Consider the following 17,537-nt stretch of genomic DNA (forward strand, 5'->3'; position numbering starts at 1 on the left):
AAAGCAATATAGTAAAACAACAATAAAAAAACACTAATAAATTTGTTATCGCCTTCTTTTCTTTAAAAAAATAATTCTTTTGAATATGAAAGCTAATTAATAAAGTATTATGTAGTTCTTAAATAAAAAAAAACACCAATAATAAATATTGATGTTTTTAAGCTATAGCTTCCTCTTCTTCGTAATTGAGAAATAAATTACACCTCAATAAATTTTTTAGAAATTTCACATTATAAATTGAAAACCCCTTCAACTATTTTCAATTACTAATTTTTTAATTTCTCATCACAAATATAGCTTAAGAGTAAAATATAAGGGTTCGAAAACGTCCATTTTGGATGTTTTCGAACTGTCTTTTTATAAAAAGATTATAAAATTAATTTAAAACAATTACAGATAAGTTTTTAAATTGAACAGGTGTATAACCTGTATGCTTTTTAAAAACGGTATAAAACGTAGATTTAGAGTTGAATCCAGATTCCAAGCCTATTGAAGTTATTGTATAGTCAGCATAATCAGAATCAACTAAAAGAGTCTTAGCAAAATTTACTCTCATTTCATTTAAGTAATCAGTAAAAGACTTTTTAGCAACACTATTTATAATAAGAGAAAGAGTACTAGAACTTAGTTTAGTATCTTTTGATAAGTCTTGTAAAGTATATTTATTTAATAAATATTTCTTTTTTGATCTAATAAATTGGTCTATTTCATTAAACTGTTCTTGTTGTTTGTCTATTTGGTTTTGAGAAAAACATTTATTTGTGTTTAAATTAATTAAATCTATACCAAAGTCATCATTTAAATCAATTAAAAGAGATTCTCTAATTTTTTTACGCTCTTTTAATACACGAATTTGTCTTAAACCTTGATAACCTAACCAGTAAATTAAAACAGTAGTGTAAACTCTTAAAGGGTAATAAGAGAATAAGAAACCGGTAAAGTTCATTTTTACTTTAATAATTAAGGCTAAAATCCAAAGAGCATATCCAATTGAAGTTAAAATAAAAAAAGTATAAATCCATCTAAGATTATCAAATGATAAAATTTTAGGAAAGAGCTTTTCTTTCTTATATAAAATATAAAATGAATAAAAAAAAATACTTAACGAAGTAGTTAAGCTAAATATTTCCTCGATGGAGGTATACCGTTCATAAGTATAATTTAAATACTCTCTTGAAGCAGAATCACTGTAATATAGAACAAAGCTAATTTGGCTAATTATAAGAATAAAAAAAATAGGAATAATTAATTTTAATATTTTGTACGACTTTTCAGCAAGGTTTAGGTAGTGAATTAAAAACATATACAAAAAAGGCATTGCTAAAAAATGCCAAGGTATTTGTACATAATCTAAAGCAAACTTATGCTGAAATAATTCTTTTTCTAAAACCCAAGATTGAATATTGTTTAGAGAAATTGCCAAAATTAAAAGGTTTAAGTATATCATACTTTTTTCTCGTCCATTTTTAGAACAAAAAAGTATTATACTAAAAGCAAAACCATGAATGGCACTAATTAACAAAAAGAGATTAAAAAAATCTGCTGTAGTCAAAATAAAACACTTTAAAAGAGTTAAATATACGAAAAATGAATTATTGATGTAAATAGGATATGCTTTGAACTACATTTAAGCCTGCGGTTTCTGTTCTAAGTCTATTCTTTCCTAAAGAAATAGGGATGAATTTCTTGTTTAATGACTCTTGTATTTCTTCAGGAGAAAAATCACCTTCGGGTCCAATAAGCACTGTATATTTTGATGTTAGAGAAGCAACGTTTTTTAAAAACTTTTTTTCAGTATCATTTTCACAATGAGCAATAAAAATTTCTTCTGAAAAATCATTTTTTATGAAGTCAGAAAAATTTATTGGAGGGTTAAGTTTAGGCAATGTAAATTGTAGTGATTGTTTCATTGCAGATTGTATAATTCTTTCTAAACGGTCAACTTTTACAACTTTTCTTTCTGAGTTTTTACAAATAATAGGGGTTATTTCATCAATACCAATTTCTGTAGCTTTTTCTAAAAACCATTCTAAGCGATCGTTGTTTTTCGTAGGTGCTATAGCTACGTGTAAATAATAATCTCTTGTACTAGGTTTTTCTTCGTATTTAATAATTTTGGCAATACACTTTTTATCATTTCCAATAATTATTTCAGCAAAAAAAAGAATACCATTTCCATTGGTGATATGTAATATGTCCCCTTCTTTTTTCCGTAAAACACGAATTATATGACGACTTTCATCTTTGTTGAAAGTAATTTCTTTTGAAGTGATTAATAAATCCGGATTATAAAAAAGTTGCATTATAAATCGAGTTTGTATGTTCTTCTTCTTTTGTGAATTTTAGGACTAAAATCTTTCCAAATTTGATGAATTGCATGATTTTCTTCAAGTTCAGGGGTTCTAATACAGTTTTGAATTCCTTTAGCCAAAAATATAGGATGAAATTGCTCAAAAATAATGGCTGTAACTCCTTTGTTTTGATATTCGGGATCAACTCCAATTAAATAAAAAGTAACATCTTTAGAGTTTTTTCTTGCATTCAACAAGTGGAAAATTCCGAAAGGAAAAAGTTTTCCTTTTGCTTTTTGTAAAGCTTTAGAAAAAGAAGGCATAACAATAGCAAATGCGACTAGTTTATGATTTTCGTCAACAACAAATTTTATATACTCAGGGTTTATAAAGCTTATATATTTCTTTTTAAAATAAGCTATTTGAGCATCTGAAATAGGTACATAAGTTGATAGTTTGGAATATGTTTTACTAAACAAGTTAAACATTTCATCAACATAAGGCATAATTTTATCTGTAGAAGTAAAGTTTAAAGGAGTTAAGTTGTATCTCCTTTGAATTATATTACTAGCCTTTCTATATTTCTTAATATCAACGTTACTGAAAGAGAATATACTTTCGATGTATTCTTTTTCTTTAGTAAACCCTAAATGCTCTAGGTGTTTCGCATAATAAGGATGATTGTACCATGTAATCATAGTTCCAATGTGGTCAAACCCTTCAATGAGAACTCCTGTTTTATCTAAATTATTAAAACCAACAGGACCTTCTATGTATTCTAAGTTATTTTTGCGACCTATTTCAGCAACTTTATTTAGTAAAGCTTTAGATACTTCAATATTATCAATAACATCAAACCAGCCAAAACGTATTTTTTTTATATGCTGCTTTTCTACTTCATAAGAATTGATAATAGCTACAATTCTACCAACTATTTTATTATCTCTTAAGGCTAAGAAAAAACGAGCGTTGGCATGTTCAAAAACTGGATTTTTATTTTTGTCAAAGCTTTCAATTTCATCCTTAATAATAGGAGGAACCCAGTACTTATTGTTTTTATAAAGAGAAAAAGGAAACTTAACAAACTGTTTCATTCCCTTTTTGGTAGTTATTTCTTTAATTTGAATCATTTTACAAATTTAAGGCTTTTAATTATCCTCCTTTTCTTTTTCCTTTTCTTTCTCTTGTTGTTCTTCTTTTTTAATTTCTTCTTCTAGCTTTTTTATTTCTTTTTCAAGCTTTAAACGTTCTTTTTCTTTACGCTTAGCCTCTTTTTCTTCTTCTTTTTTAATTTGTTTCTCAAGTTTTAAGCGTTCTTTTTCTTTGCGTTTCGCTTCTTTTTCGGCTTTTTTCTTAGCTTTTTTAGCAGCTTTTCTTTCTTCTTTAGCTGTTTTTTTCTTTTGTTTTTTATCTTCTTTAACAATCATATCAACCAAAGATCCTTGGCGCTCTCTCTTAGGTTTTTCGTTTAAAAGCTCTCCATTACCTGAGCCATTATCTAAATCAACTTTTCTCTTCTCTTTTTTAGAAAATAGTTTTCCTACTTTACTAAACATTCGACCAAAGAAATTCCTATTCTCGTCATACTTAACAGGTTTTTCTTCTTCAATCTTGTTTCCAAATTCATCTATTTCAACAAAATCGTCTTTATGTCTATTAAGTCTGTATGATACTCCTAAAGAACTATATATACCAATTTCATCTTGTTGTAAGTTTGCCCTTAAAGAAGCATTGAATTGTAAGTTTTCACTAAAAAGATAAGCGGCACCCGCACCTATATTAGTTTTTTTCTCATATTCTTCAAAAATACCTTGTATTTCAGCAAAACCAGACCAATAATCATTAAAGTTATAGGTACCTGTTACTATGTAAGAAAGTTGAGAAAAATCAGTTCCAATATAATCATAATGTAGGTTAGTAATTACATTTAATTTGTCAGAAAACTCATTTTGCAATAAAATACCAACTTTAGGACTAAAACCTCCTCTTTCGTGGTAATCAGTTAAAAAGCTTCCAATATTTATACCAGCAGAAACACCAATGTGTGGTATCCACCTTTTCCAATCGAAAGAATGTCTTTTTTTCCAACTTCTTATTTCTTTGCTTTTATCATCATATTTAGGAGCATAAATCATATATTTTGCACCCAGACTAAATTGACTTAACCCTGTTTTATTATATGATGATTCAAAAATATTTTTAAATGCTATTTTATCTCTTTGTAAAGAAGTATTAAAATTAAGTTCTAGCTTTTCAGAAATAAAACTAGTTCTAAAAAATAAATTTAAACCTAGAGCTTCAGGATTACTAAAGGTAGGTGTAGCATTCATTTTTCTATAAAAAACACTTGTTTCAAATTGATAAACTCCCGAGCCAACACTGTAAGGACTTTCAGAAAAACCTGGTTTATTTGAATTTATAACAGGTGTATATTGCGCGTTAGTAGTTAGAATAGAGCAAAAAACAAAAAGGATAAGAAGTTTCTTAATCATATAATAAATCCAAATTTTCAGGTTGTACAAACATACGTAAAAATACAATTACCTATATAATATAAGTTTTGTAAACTCTTAACGCTTCCTTTTGCTTCAAATTGTTATTTTTGATTGATTTTTTTATTTTAAGAAAAAGATGACATATTTAAATGAAGCTGGACCTGTGAATTTTTTAAAAACCATATTAATTATTCTGTTAGTTTATTACGTTATTAAGTTTTTAGCGAAACTTTTTGGACCATACTTAATAAAAAAAGCAGTAGACAAAGTACAAAAGAAAGCTGAACAACAGTATAGAAACCAACAACAAGCATCTGATGTTGAAGTAGGAAAAACTGTTATTGATAAAAAGCCAAGTAATTCTAAAGAAAGTAATAATTCTGTTGGCGAGTACGTTGACTATGAAGAAATAGACTAACCATGAACTTAAAGAAATTTTTACCGTTTGCAATAGCAATTATTGTTTTTGCAATAGCATCTGTATTGTATTTTAACCCGGTTTTAAGCGGAAAACAAATTAAACAAAGTGACATTACTCAGTTTATAGGAATGTCAAAAGATGTAAAAGAATATAGAGCTGAAAAAGGAGAAGAGCCTTATTGGTTAGATAATGCTTTTAGTGGAATGCCAGCATATCAGGTAAGTGCTTATTATCCGAATGACTTTGTACGTTATGTTGATAAAGTTATTCGCTTTTTACCTAGACCTGCGGATTATCTTTTCTTATATTTTTTAAGTTTTTTCTTATTATTAACTGCCTTAAAAGTAGATTGGAAACTAGCTGTTTTAGGAAGTTTGTCCTTTGGGTTTTCTACCTATCTGATAATTATTTTTGGAGCAGGACACAATGCGAAAGCACATGCTATAGGTTATATGCCAATGGTGATTGCAGGAGTAATTTATATTTTTAGAAAACGATATTCATTTGGGTTTATTTTAACGGCTTTAGCAATGGCTTTAGAAGTTTATTCAAATCATCCACAGATGACTTATTATTTAGGATTTTGTTTGTTGATTTTGGTAATTGTTGAAGGTGTTGAAGCTTTTAAATCGAGAACATTACCTGTGTTTTTTAAACAATCAGCTATTTTGGTTGCAGCAATGTTAATTGGTATTGGAGCTAATTCTACTAGGTTGTTAGCAATGAAAGAGTATGCTGATTATAGTACGAGAGGAAAATCAGAACTAACAATTAACCCTGATGGAACATCAAAAGAAAAGTCTACTGGGTTAGATAAGGAGTATATAACTGAATATAGCTATGGAATAGCCGAAACATTTAACTTGATGATTCCTCGTTTTATGGGAGGAGGAACAGTTGAAGAGTTGGGAGAAGACTCAAACTTTTATCAAGTTTTAGAGCAAAATGCTGGTAAAAGTGTAGCAAAAGAATATTCTAGTCAAGTGTTAACTTATTGGGGAAAGCAACCTATTGTTGAAGCACCAGCTTATATTGGTGTGATAGTTTTTTTCTTATTCTTTTTAGGAATTTTTCTAGTAAAAGGACGATTAAAATATTGGTTGGTTGCAGCTACCATTTTTTCTATCGTATTAAGTTGGGGTAAAAACTTTTCTATAATAACGAACTTCTTTATCGACTATATACCTTTATATAATAAATTTAGAGCAGTTTCGTCTATTCAAGTAATAGCAGAATTATGTGTTCCATTGTTAGGAATTCTGGCATTAAAAGAATTTTTCTCTTCTGAGAATTCTTCCGAAGAAAAAGAAAATGCAGTAAAGAAAGCTTTTTACATTGTCGGAGGTATTTCTTTATTGTTCTTATTGTTTGGATCTAGTTTGTTCGCTTTTGAAGGATTACGTGATGCACAATATCAGCAACTTCCAGAGTTAATTGATGCTTTAATTGCAGATAGAAAATCAATGTTATTTAACGATAGTTTACGTTCTCTTTTATTGGTTTTAGCTGTTGCAGGAATGTTGTGGTTTTATTTGAAAGGAAAATTTAAGCAAGTACCTGTGTTAATTGTATTGGGAGGATTAATAATTTTTGATTTGGTCTCAATAGATGCTAATTATGTTAACAAGGAAGACTTCACTTCAGCTAGAAGAGTACAAAAACCATTTACAGCAACAAAAGCTGATGCAGAAATTTTAAAGGATAAAGGATATTATAGAGTTGTTAATTTTAGCGTAAGTCCTATGCAAGACGGTAGAACTTCTTATTTTCACAATTCGATAGGAGGGTACCATGCTGCCAAGATGAAACGTTATCAAGAGTTGTTTGATTATCAAATAGCTAAAAATAATATGGAAGTGCTAAATATGTTAAATACTAAGTACTTTATTATTAGCGATGAACAATTTCAAGAGAATCCAGAAGCTAATGGGAATGCATGGTTTGTAAACTCATTAAAAAAAGTATCTTCAGCTAATGAAGAAATTATAGCATTAGATAGTTTGAATACTAAATCAGAAGCGGTTATAAACTCAAACGAGTTTAATCTAAAAGCCGATGTGTTTCAAAAAGATTCAATTGCTACCATTAATCTTGTGAAGAAAGATCTTACTGAATTGATATACGAAGCAAGTACAACTTCAGAACAATTTGCTGTATTTTCTGAAATCTATTACAAAGATGGATGGAACGCTTATATTGATGGAGAAAGTGTGCCATATTATAGAGTAAACTATGTTTTAAGAGGAATAGAAGTTCCTGCAGGAAAACATAAAATAACTTTTAAACATGAGCCTTCAGTAATTAAAACAGGAAGTTCATTGTCTTTAATTTGTTATGCTTTACTCCTTATAATACCTATTGGTTGGTTTGTTATAAAAAAGAAGAAGAACTAATTTTCAAGGTCTTTTAAAAATACAGAAGGGGTTACACCAATATGTTTTTTAAACGCTCTTGTAAAAGCAGATGCGTTGGTATAACCTATTTCTTCAGCAATGGCTTGAATGGAATATTTTCTAAAGTTTTTGTCTGTCTTTAATTTATGTACTACATAGTTAATTTTAAGCTTAGTACAGTATTGTTTAAAAGACTCTTCGTAATACTTATTAAAAACAAAAGAAATATAAGTAGTATTGGTATTTAATTTTTCAGCAATGTAGTTAACTGAAAAATCAGGTTTTAAAAAATCTAAACTATTAGCAATATTCCTAAATTCATTAAGAATTTTAGCTTCTAAGATTTCATCAATATTGTATTCTTTTTTTTCTATTTCTGTCGTTTTATTGTTGCTTATTACAGATATAAGTTTCTTCTTCTTATCTTTTTCTTTTTTAAATAAATAAAAAGTAATAACGAAAAAAGTTAATAATAAAATAATAAAAGAAATAATGAGGTTACGCTGTTTTTCTGCTTCTCTTTGTTCTATAGTTTTTTTAAGCTTTTGAGCTTGAGCAAAATTATTGTTGTAAAAAAGATTGAAAGTTTTGTCTTTAGTATCTTTTGTTAAATGATGTTGTTCTAAAGTAAGTTTAGAGTACTTGTAAGCGCTATCCAGTTTATTTAAATTATTATATTCTTTTGAGAGAATGTCGTAAATAGTAATAAGTTTACTCCTTTCACATTTTTTATAATTCATTAATAATTTATTAGAATGGTAAATAGCGGAATCAGAATTTTTTAAGTTGTGAAAACAAATGGCTTTTAGGTAATATTCTTTGTTAAAATAAGAATAACCATTACTTATATTTTTATAATTATTAATTAAATCAATAGCTTTAGAAAATTCTTTTTTAGCCATTAAAACTTTAGTTTTTCTTAAGTAATAATATATTTTAGAGTCTTTATGTTGAGGAGTAAATTGTTGTGTTAATTTATAAGCTTTGTCAAAGTAATAGTCAGCAGAATCCAGGAGAATGGTATTTGGGTTTTTATTGTTAATTAAAATATATGTGTTTCCAAGGCAATTAAAAGAGTTAGCTTTCCATTGAAGAAAAAAATTGTTTTTTTGAAAATCTTTAAGAACAGTTTTTTTTGATTCCGAAATAGCTTTTAGTAGTATACTTTTAGCTTTTTCTTGCATGTTAAGTTTATTTTTTATTACAGCTTTACTAAGAACAAGTCCCAATTTATTTCTAATCCATTTTTGATCTTTTATAGGATGATTAATTATTTCTTTTTCATACTTAATAAGTATAGAGTAAGCTTCTTCGTACTTTTCTTGATTTTTTTTTATCCAAAAAAGCCTATTTAAAGAAGCAATTTTTCTATCAATAAGGCAAGTCAAGTTATTATTTTGGAGTAAAGAATCAATTTGTGTTATTACCTTATTAGAAGAAGTTGCAGCTTCATCGTATTTTTTTAATCTATAAAGTCCATAAATTTTATCAGTAGCAGCTTCTATTTTTGTACAAATATTGTTAGAATTTTCTAACTTATCACAATAAAAGAACAAGCTATCAGTATTAATGTTTTTATAAAAGTCAATCTTACTTCGGTTTATAGAATCTAAATATATTGTTTGTGATACTGTATTTAATGAAAAAAATAAAGTAATTAATGTTATAAGTATAAACCTAATCATTAGAATAGTTTAAGTAATTAAGAATTCTTTTTCTCAAATAACCTCATAAAAAGCTCTCAAATATACATTAATTTAACTGTGCTTTTTATAAAATACGGGATATAATATTTTATTTTTAAATAAAACAATAATATGTTTGCATTAAACAAAACGTACTAGATAAGTACAAGTTGCTATGGAAAATTAATATTTTATAAAAGCGAAAGATTAATCTTTCGCTTTTATGTTTTTTTTGTATAATATTTAATTAAACTCAATTAAAAGGTTTATTACACGAAATGATAAAATAGTAATACATTTGTGTTAAAATAAATTTCATGTATTTTAAACTACCAAAGAAAAGATATAACCATACACTTCAGTTTTTACAAAAACATCTTACAGCTCCTGCTACAATACTAGATTTAGGAGTGCGTAACCCGTTTTCTGAAATTATGGAAGAAAATGGATATACAGTTTATAATACAAATGGGGAAGATTTAGATTTATTACCCCAAATTGTAAAAGATTATAATGTAGATGCAGTAACGGCTTTTGAGATTTTTGAACATTTATTAGCACCATTTAACGTGTTAAGAGAAATTGAAGCACAAAAAATAATAACCACTGTTCCTTTAAAGTTATGGTTTGCAAGTGCGTACAGAAGCAAAACAGATATGTGGGATAGACATTATCATGAGTTTGAAGACTGGCAGTATGATTGGTTATTAGAAAAATCAGGTTGGAATATTGTTGATACTGAAAAATGGACAAGTCCAATAAATAAGTTGGGTATAAGACCTGTTTTAAGAAAATATACACCTAGGTATTATGCTGTATATGCTGAGAAAGAGAGAAAGGGATGAAGATAGGAATGGTTTTAGATAAGACGTTTCCTCCTGACCCTAGAGTACATAATGAAGCAATAGAATTAATAAAATCTGGACATGAGGTTTTTTTATTTTGTTTAACTTATGGTAATGAGCCAACATCAGAACTTGTAGGTAAAATAAAAGTAAAAAGATATGAGTCAAATAAGTTAGAGTATAAGTTATCTGCTTTGGCTTATACTATCCCATTATATTCTCTTTCACTAAAGAAAAAGATAATACATTTTCTTAATAAATATGATATAGAGGCTATTCATATACATGATATGGTTGTAGCTGAAGCTGTAATGTTAGCCAATAAAAAGAAGCAGCTCCCGGTTGTATTAGATTTACATGAAAATAGGCCTGAGATAATGAGATTTTATCCTCATTTAAAAAAGTTTCCGCAAAATATTTTAATATCAACAAACAAATGGAAGCAAAAAGAAGAAGAACTTATTAAGAAAGCTAGTAAAGTAATAGTTGTTACTCAAGAAGCAAAAGAGGAAATATATAAGAGAACAAAAATAAAATCTGATAAAGTTATTGTTGTTCCTAATACAGTAAGAAAATCATTTTTTGAAAAGCAAGATAATTTTGAAGAAAGCTCAAAAAGAGATACTTTTAACTTACTATATATAGGAGATACAGGAGAGAGAAGGGGAGTAGCTACAGCAATTAAAAGTTTACCAGCATTAAAAAAGGAAATAGAGAATATTCGATTAGTAATTGTAGGAAGTCTAAACACTAAATTAAAAAAGTTATCTGAAGAATTAAAAGTTGAAGAACAAGTATGTTTTGAAGGGTGGCAAGAAGAAACTACATTTCCTAAGTATATAAAACAGAGTAGTGTTTGTTTGTCTCCTTTACATAGAAATTTACATCACGATACTACACATGCTAATAAATTATTCCAGTACATGAGTTTAAGGAAACCTTTGTTGGTAAGCGATGCAACAGCTCAAAAAAACATAGTAGAAAAAGTAAATGCCGGATTGATACATGAAGCAAAAAATGTAGAAGATTTTACTGATAAAGTACTGAGGTTATATAAAGATGAGCTGCTGAGAAAAGAATTAGGAAAAAACGGAGAAGCTTTTATTCGAAATGAATTTACATGGGATAAAACCTCAAAAGAATTAATAAACCTATACAATAGTTTAATTTGAAAGTATTAATAATTACATACTATTGGGTGCCGGCAGGAGGTTCAGGTATACAAAGATGGTTGAAGTTTGTAAAATATTTGCGAAATTTTAATATTGAACCAATAGTTTACACAGTTGAAGATGCTAAATATCCGATAGTTGATACAACATTAAAAAAAGATCTTCCTGAAAATTTAACGGTTTTAAGAAACTCAATTTGGGAACCTAATGACTTGTTATCTGTTTTCAAGAAAAAAGAAACGAAAACAAGTGCTGGTTTTTTAGATCCTAATCCAAGTTTAATAGGTCAGGTAATGCAATATGTTCGAGCTAATTATTTCATTCCTGATGCAAGAAGGTTTTGGGTAAAGCCTTCAGTTAATAAGCTAAAAAAATATTTAAAAGAAAATACTATTGATGCTATTATAACTACTGGACCACCACATAGCTTGCATTTAATCGGATTAAAGCTTAAAAAAGAATTAGGATTGAAGTGGGTAGCAGACTTCCGTGACCCTTGGACAGATATTGATTATTTTCATCAATTACCACTCACGCAAAAATCAAAAGCAAAACATCATCAATTGGAGCAGGAAGTGTTAAGATATGCCAATGCGGTATTAGTTGTAGGTAAAACTATGAAAAAGAATTATGAAAAATTTTCTAATAATATTAATGTTATTACTAATGGTTTTGATGCAGAAGAAAGTAGAGAAACAAATGTAATACTAGATAAAAAGTTTTCAATTACGCATATAGGTTTGATGAATGATGATAGGAATCCTGAAGTTTTATGGAAAGCATTATCAGAGTTATGTAAAGAAGATAAAGAGTTTACAGAAGATTTAGAAATTAAACTAATAGGGAAAATAGCGAAAGGAGTTAAAAAATCTTTAGAAACACATCAATTTAAAAATATTACAAAAATTACTTATCTACCTCATAAAAAAGCACAACAACAACAACAAACATCCCAAGTTTTATTGTTAGCAGTAAATAAAGTACCAAGTGCTAAAGGAATTATTACAGGTAAAATATTTGAATATTTACAAGCAAAACGCCCTATCTTAGCAGTGGGTCCAGAAGATGGTGATTTAGCAGAAATACTTGCTAAAACTAACTCAGGAACTATTGTTGGTTTTGATGATTTAGTAAAAATGAAAAAAGAAATTAAACTTCTTTATAATCAATATAAGAAAGGGATTTTAGAGGTTAATTCTAAAAACATAGAGCAATATCATCGGAAAAAGTTAACAGAGAAATTATCTATAGTATTAAAAAAAGTCGTTAATTCTTGAAAAAAATAATAACCATATTAGGAGCACGTCCACAGTTTGTAAAAGGAGCTGTATTAAGTAGAGTGATTCAAAAGTATACTGAAATAGAAGAAATAATAGTGCATACAGGGCAACATTTTGATGCTAACATGAGTGCTATTTTTTTTGATGAAATGCAAATACCTAAACCCAAGTACAATTTAAATATAAATGGTTTAAGTCATGGTGCTATGACGGGGCAAATGTTAGAGAAAATAGAAGAAATTTTAGTATTAGAAAAGCCAGATGCAGTTGTTGTATATGGAGATACAAATTCGACGTTAGCAGGAGCTTTAGCAGCTAAAAAACTACATATAAAAGTAGTACATATTGAAGCGGGCTTGCGTTCATTCAATATGCAAATGCCTGAAGAAATAAATCGTATTTTAACAGATAGAATAGGAAACCTACTAAGTTGTCCGACAGAAATAGCAGTGTCAAATTTGAAGAATGAAGGATTTGATAATTTTGATATTTTGATAGAAAAGCATGGTGATATCATGAAAGATGCTGTAGAGTTTTATAATCAAGTTTCCGAAGAGAAGTCAACTATTATTAAAGACTTAGGTTTAGAGAAAAAAGAGTTTGTGTTAGCAACAATTCATCGTCAAGAAAATACTGATGAAAAAGAGAGATTAGCTAATATTTTTGAAGCTCTTGAAAAAATTAATGTTTCTAAAAAAGTAGTATTGCCATTGCATCCAAGGACAAAAAAAATGTTAGAAAAGTACAAATTAAAGTCTAATATAACCTTTATTGAACCTGTAGGGTATTTTTCTATGTTAGAGTTATTAAAAAATTGTGCTCTTGTTATAACTGATAGTGGAGGTTTACAAAAAGAGGCTTTCTTTAATAAGAAGTTTTGTGTTATAGCAAGAGAAGAAACAGAATGGAAAGAGTTAGTAAGTAATGGTTATGGAGCTATAACAGGAGCTAATTCAGGAAAAATAATTAATTATTTTCAACAGTTTTTAGCTACATCAAAAGATTTTAAAGAGCCGTTATATGGAGATAATGTTGGAGAAAAAATATATCAATCAATATTAAAATTAATAAAAGAATAAATTGGGAATTGTATTTAAACAATCGTTCAGGAATACTCTAATAATATATTTAGGATTTTTGATTGGAGGTGTTAATACTTTGGTGTTATATACACGATTTTTAGGAGATGAGTATTATGGATTAGCAACCTATGTTTTTTCGGCTTCAAACTTAATTATGCCTGTTACAGCCTTTGGAGTTCACTTTACAATTATCAAGTTTTTTTCTGGATACACTTCAAAAGTTGAAAAAGATAAGTTTTTAAGTTCTATAATTTTTTTACCGTTATTTATTGCAATTCCAATAGGATACTTTTGGAACTTCTTTCATAATTGGATTATGAGTTATGTAGTAGAAAATGGTAGTGTAGGCAACCTCATAATTGAAGATTATACTATTTATATTTATATAATCGCTGTTGCATGTGCTTATTTTGAAGTGTTTTATTCATGGGCAAGAGTACAAATGCAATCGGTTTTTGGGAATATTTTAAAGGAATTATACAATAGAGTAGCTGTGATGGTTTTACTTTTTGCTGTGTATTTTAACTTTATAACAAAAGAAGAGTTTTTAGTATATATGTCAATAGCTTACATATTAAGAGTACTCTTAATGATGTGGTATGCTTTTCGTCTATATACACCAAAATTTACCTTCAGTTTACCAAACAACTTTAAAGAAGTTTTACGATACACTTTTTATATCATTTTAGCAGGTAGTGCAGGAGCTATTATCTTAGATATAGACAAAGTAATGATACCAGGGAAAGAAGGTTTTGCTACAGCTGCATATTATACGGTAGCTGTGTTTATAGGATCATTTATAGAAGCACCAAGTAGGGCAATGGGGCAAATTTTACAGCCATTAACTTCTAAGGCTCTTAATGAAGATAACCCAAAAGAAACAGAAAGTTTATATAAGAAGAGTTCTATTAATTTATTGTTGATTGGCGGGCTGTTTTTTGTCTTAGTAAATTGTAATGTGGAGGAGTTATTCAGGTTGATGCCGAATAAAAATTATGGAAAAGAAGGAGTATTAGTAGTATTATTGATTTCGTCTGCAAAGTTATTTTTAATGTCATTAGGTAGTAATGGTGCTATTATAAGTAATTCTAAATTTTATCGTATTACGTTACCTGTAGGTTTAGGAATGGCCTTTTCTGTATATTTTTTAAATAGTTACTTTTTTAATGATTTAGAAATGGGAACAAAAGGGTTGGCACTAGCAACACTTATTACAGTTTTGGTGTTTAATACCTTTAAACTATGGTTTGTAAAAGAAAAGTTTAATATGACCCCTTTTACTAATAAAACATTTTTAATGATTCTTATTGTCTTAATTATGTTTTTAGGGTTTAACTTTTGGAATTTTTCAATACCTAAGTTTTATCTTTTTGACTTTCCAATTCACCCAATAGTAAACATTGTTTTAAAGAGTATATTAATTATAGTAATTTATGTCTTTGTCGTAGTAAAATTATCTATTTCTGAGCAGATTAACAATCTAGCCAAAAGGTATATAAAGTAAAAAGACCTGCACACAAAGGGAACAAGTCTTTTCTTAATAATAAGGGGGAAATGAAACATTAAAAAGGGGGAAATGTTTCGGTGGCAAATATATATAAAATAACTAAATAACCTCTTAGTTTATGTTAAAAAATAAAGAAATACTAAAATAGTATGAAGAAAGTTATTTTAGGCTTATATTAATTTTTTCTAAAAAACTAATAGTATTAGCACCTTCCATAAACAAAAGATCTAAAATAGATAAATTAGGTATAAATCCGTATTTATCATCAAACATTTGAATATAAGAATCCATTTTTATTTCAACTCCTTTTTTAGCAATAGCTAAAGCTCTATAATCAATGCTCTCAGGGGTTAGTTCGTAACTGGAAGTTTTGTTAAATTGCTGTTTAATTTGTAAAGCATCAGTTACAAATAAATGAGTATCAATATTCAAGTCTTGTAAAAACGTGTACTTTTTATTGAAAATAGCTTGTAAATCATCTTCAAAAAATTCAAAAAATGGAGAAGAACGATAAGCTGATTGTAATGACTTAAAATGTTGTTGTTGCCAGGGGAAGTCATTTTCTACTAAGGTGTCTTTGGTCTTTTTTCTACCTTCTTTTGTTTTATGTTTAACAGGAATATTAAGAGCTAATTTACCATTGGCTCCATAAATATAACAGCGATTACGATAGGTTTGCTTTTGATAATTATCTTCTATTTCAAAAGTAATAGCATCCGATTGATAGATTGCTGCATACTGTGAAATAGGAGCAAAATAAGTTGGAATAAAAAGTGACATTATGCTTTTTTCTTTTTACTTTTTCTAAAACTGTACACGATATAACCTCCAATCAACAATAAAACTAACCAAAGGTAAGAAACAGGTTTACCACTTCCTCCAACAGTTGTAAACATTCTGTCCCAACGAATAGAATTTAACTTAGCAATAAAACTAGGTGCATTAGCATCCCAACTTAACCAAATCATAACAGGTTTACCAACTACGTGGTCAAAAGGCACATACCCCCAATTTCTAGCGTCTAACGAACGTTGACGATTGTCTCCCATCATCCAGTAGTAATCTTGCTTAAAAGTATATTCTTTTGCTTTCTCACCATTGATATAAATATCGTCTCCAAAAATTGTTAAATTGTTATTCTCATATCTACGAATAATCTGCTCATAAAAAGGAATTGTTTTAGAATTTAATTTAACAGTAGCTCCTTTTTTAGGAATATATATTGGTCCAAAATTATCCGAAGACCAAGCATATCTTGGGTCATGAGGAAAAACTGATTTGTCATAAGCTCCTTTTGGAGTTAAGTGTTTTTTAATACTTTCTACAATAGGGTTTTTAGCTATTAAAGCAGCTTCTTCATCTGTTAAGTTTAAAGCATATTTACCATCAGGCATTACTTGTCCTTCTCTAATATTATATCTAGAAAGGGCTCCTTGGCTAAACTTTTCTCCGTTGGTATCAACTATAAAATGCCATTGTGGTTTCGCTCTATCTGGTAAAACAGTTTTCTTTCCATTAATAAAAACATAACCATCACGTACTTCTAAGCTATCTCCAGGAATTCCTACAGCACGTTTTACGTAGTTCGTACGCTTATCAATTGGTTTATAGGTAAAGTTACCAGAGTTATCTCCCCACATTGTGGCTAAAGAGTCTGAAGGCCAGCTAAAAACAACGATATCATTACGGTTAATTTTTTGAAAGCCAGGAACACGCATATAAGGTAAAGAAAGCTTGTTTAATAAACCTTCCTTGTTTTTATCATCAGATAAAAATGATTTTATACCCAATCCAGGAATAGTATCGTGTGCCATTGGTGCAGCAACGGTAGTCATTGGTACACGTGCACCGTAATGAAACTTACTTACAAATAAATAATCACCAACTAATAAGGTTTTCTCTAAAGATGAGGTAGGAATAGTGTATGGTTGCATAATATAAGTATGTACTAAAGTAGCAGCAATAATAGCAAAAGCAATAGAGCTAACCCATTCACCTAAAGGAGATCTTGGTTTTAAACTTCTGTTTTCAATATATTTTGTATCTGTAAAATAATTGATATAATAGATATATAATCCTAAAGTTAGAATAGCTAAAATAGTATCAGGTCTTTTGTTAAAACCAAAACTTCTACAAGTTTCAACCCAAATAATAGGGAACATTAATAGGTTAACTATAGGAATAAACAATAAAATCACCCACCATTTTGGACGATTTATTATTTGCATCAATACAATAGCATTATAAACAGGTATAGCAGCTTCCCAAGCTTTTTTACCTGCTTTAGTATATAGCTTCCAAGTACCTAAAAAATGAACAACTTGTATGAATAAAAAGAATAAAAACCATTCAGTAAATGTCATAAT

At 28.4% G+C, this 17,537-nt stretch carries 14 protein-coding genes; 7 read left to right on the forward strand and 7 right to left on the reverse strand.

Going from position 1 to position 17,537, the window contains the following annotated elements:
- Nucleotides 1-376: 376 nt before the first annotated feature.
- From ABHQ57_RS12185 to ABHQ57_RS12200, 4 genes are read right to left on the reverse strand one after another with little or no spacing between them, the layout of a single operon-like run.
- On the reverse strand, nt 377-1,552 hold the full coding sequence (locus tag ABHQ57_RS12185) for an AraC family transcriptional regulator (protein WP_159615506.1): 1,176 nt from the start codon (nt 1,550-1,552) through the stop codon (nt 377-379).
- 40 nt (nt 1,553-1,592) lie between these two features.
- A complete protein-coding gene (locus ABHQ57_RS12190; RefSeq protein ID WP_047789653.1) occupies nt 1,593-2,303 on the reverse strand; it encodes a 16S rRNA (uracil(1498)-N(3))-methyltransferase in 711 nt (236 codons plus the stop codon).
- On the reverse strand, nt 2,303-3,421 hold the full coding sequence (locus ABHQ57_RS12195; RefSeq protein WP_047789654.1) for a hypothetical protein: 1,119 nt from the start codon (nt 3,419-3,421) through the stop codon (nt 2,303-2,305). The genes ABHQ57_RS12190 and ABHQ57_RS12195 overlap by 1 nt, the downstream gene beginning before the upstream one ends.
- An 18-nt stretch (nt 3,422-3,439) precedes the next feature.
- Nucleotides 3,440-4,783 (reverse strand): transporter, encoded by a 1,344-nt coding sequence (locus ABHQ57_RS12200; RefSeq protein WP_167714040.1) that lies wholly within the window; start codon nt 4,781-4,783, stop codon nt 3,440-3,442.
- Nucleotides 4,784-4,922: 139 nt separating this feature from the next.
- Here ABHQ57_RS12200 and ABHQ57_RS12205 point away from each other — a divergent pair, with 139 nt between their 5' ends.
- Both ABHQ57_RS12205 and ABHQ57_RS12210 read left to right on the forward strand, forming a co-directional pair.
- Nucleotides 4,923-5,204 carry a DUF4834 family protein gene (locus ABHQ57_RS12205; RefSeq protein ID WP_047789655.1) on the forward strand — a complete coding sequence of 94 codons (282 nt, stop codon included), beginning with the start codon at nt 4,923-4,925 and terminating at the stop codon, nt 5,202-5,204.
- 2 nt (nt 5,205-5,206) lie between these two features.
- Complete coding sequence (locus ABHQ57_RS12210) at nt 5,207-7,600, forward strand: YfhO family protein (protein ID WP_167714039.1); 2,394 nt, start codon at nt 5,207-5,209, stop codon at nt 7,598-7,600.
- On the opposite strand, the gene ABHQ57_RS12215 is transcribed toward ABHQ57_RS12210, so the two are convergent.
- On the reverse strand, nt 7,597-9,285 hold the full coding sequence (locus ABHQ57_RS12215) for an AraC family transcriptional regulator (RefSeq protein WP_167714038.1): 1,689 nt from the start codon (nt 9,283-9,285) through the stop codon (nt 7,597-7,599). The genes ABHQ57_RS12210 and ABHQ57_RS12215 overlap by 4 nt on opposite strands.
- A gap of 317 nt (nt 9,286-9,602) precedes the next feature.
- Here ABHQ57_RS12215 and ABHQ57_RS12220 point away from each other — a divergent pair, with 317 nt between their 5' ends.
- Genes ABHQ57_RS12220 through ABHQ57_RS12240 form a run of 5 tightly spaced genes read left to right on the forward strand, consistent with a single transcriptional unit; the run spans nt 9,603 to nt 15,168 of the window.
- The gene (locus tag ABHQ57_RS12220; RefSeq protein WP_047789658.1) at nt 9,603-10,130 is read left to right on the forward strand and encodes a methyltransferase; all 528 of its coding nucleotides are present in this window, start codon (nt 9,603-9,605) and stop codon (nt 10,128-10,130) included.
- Complete coding sequence (locus ABHQ57_RS12225) at nt 10,127-11,302, forward strand: glycosyltransferase family 4 protein (protein ID WP_167714037.1); 1,176 nt, start codon at nt 10,127-10,129, stop codon at nt 11,300-11,302. The genes ABHQ57_RS12220 and ABHQ57_RS12225 overlap by 4 nt, the downstream gene beginning before the upstream one ends.
- The gene (locus ABHQ57_RS12230; protein ID WP_167714036.1) at nt 11,299-12,579 is read left to right on the forward strand and encodes a glycosyltransferase; all 1,281 of its coding nucleotides are present in this window, start codon (nt 11,299-11,301) and stop codon (nt 12,577-12,579) included. Before ABHQ57_RS12225 ends, ABHQ57_RS12230 begins: the two co-directional genes overlap by 4 nt.
- Nucleotides 12,576-13,661, forward strand: coding sequence for a non-hydrolyzing UDP-N-acetylglucosamine 2-epimerase (gene wecB / locus ABHQ57_RS12235; protein ID WP_167714035.1), 1,086 nt, complete (start codon nt 12,576-12,578; stop codon nt 13,659-13,661). Before ABHQ57_RS12230 ends, wecB begins: the two co-directional genes overlap by 4 nt.
- A gap of 1 nt (nt 13,662) precedes the next feature.
- Nucleotides 13,663-15,168: a lipopolysaccharide biosynthesis protein gene (locus ABHQ57_RS12240; protein WP_167714034.1), complete on the forward strand. Its 1,506-nt coding sequence runs from the start codon at nt 13,663-13,665 to the stop codon at nt 15,166-15,168.
- Between the two features lie 162 nt (nt 15,169-15,330).
- Here the strand turns inward: ABHQ57_RS12240 and ABHQ57_RS12245 are convergent, their stop codons facing one another.
- Together ABHQ57_RS12245 and lepB are read right to left on the reverse strand one after the other, a co-directional pair.
- On the reverse strand, nt 15,331-15,951 hold the full coding sequence (locus ABHQ57_RS12245) for a WbqC family protein (protein WP_073183200.1): 621 nt from the start codon (nt 15,949-15,951) through the stop codon (nt 15,331-15,333).
- Nucleotides 15,951-17,534 carry a signal peptidase I gene (lepB, locus tag ABHQ57_RS12250; RefSeq protein ID WP_239178820.1) on the reverse strand — a complete coding sequence of 528 codons (1,584 nt, stop codon included), beginning with the start codon at nt 17,532-17,534 and terminating at the stop codon, nt 15,951-15,953. The genes ABHQ57_RS12245 and lepB overlap by 1 nt, the downstream gene beginning before the upstream one ends.
- Nucleotides 17,535-17,537: the final 3 nt, after the last annotated feature.

Source organism: Tenacibaculum sp. ZH5_bin.1 (assembly GCF_042865525.1).
Classification (GTDB): domain Bacteria; phylum Bacteroidota; class Bacteroidia; order Flavobacteriales; family Flavobacteriaceae; genus Polaribacter; species Polaribacter mesophilus.

Excerpts from the sequence above, each read along its gene's own strand:
- ABHQ57_RS12215 (WP_167714038.1), bottom strand. The coding sequence starts at position 9,285 with ATGATTAGGTTTATACTTATAACATTAATTACTTTATTTTTTTCATTA.
- ABHQ57_RS12220 (WP_047789658.1), top strand. The coding sequence starts at position 9,603 with ATGTATTTTAAACTACCAAAGAAAAGATATAACCATACACTTCAGTTT.
- ABHQ57_RS12200 (WP_167714040.1), bottom strand. The coding sequence starts at position 4,783 with ATGATTAAGAAACTTCTTATCCTTTTTGTTTTTTGCTCTATTCTAACT.
- ABHQ57_RS12210 (WP_167714039.1), top strand. The coding sequence starts at position 5,207 with ATGAACTTAAAGAAATTTTTACCGTTTGCAATAGCAATTATTGTTTTT.
- ABHQ57_RS12245 (WP_073183200.1), bottom strand. The coding sequence starts at position 15,951 with ATGTCACTTTTTATTCCAACTTATTTTGCTCCTATTTCACAGTATGCA.
- ABHQ57_RS12225 (WP_167714037.1), top strand. The coding sequence starts at position 10,127 with ATGAAGATAGGAATGGTTTTAGATAAGACGTTTCCTCCTGACCCTAGA.
- ABHQ57_RS12195 (WP_047789654.1), bottom strand. The coding sequence starts at position 3,421 with ATGATTCAAATTAAAGAAATAACTACCAAAAAGGGAATGAAACAGTTT.
- ABHQ57_RS12190 (WP_047789653.1), bottom strand. The coding sequence starts at position 2,303 with ATGCAACTTTTTTATAATCCGGATTTATTAATCACTTCAAAAGAAATT.
- lepB (WP_239178820.1), bottom strand. The coding sequence starts at position 17,534 with ATGACATTTACTGAATGGTTTTTATTCTTTTTATTCATACAAGTTGTT.
- ABHQ57_RS12205 (WP_047789655.1), top strand. The coding sequence starts at position 4,923 with ATGACATATTTAAATGAAGCTGGACCTGTGAATTTTTTAAAAACCATA.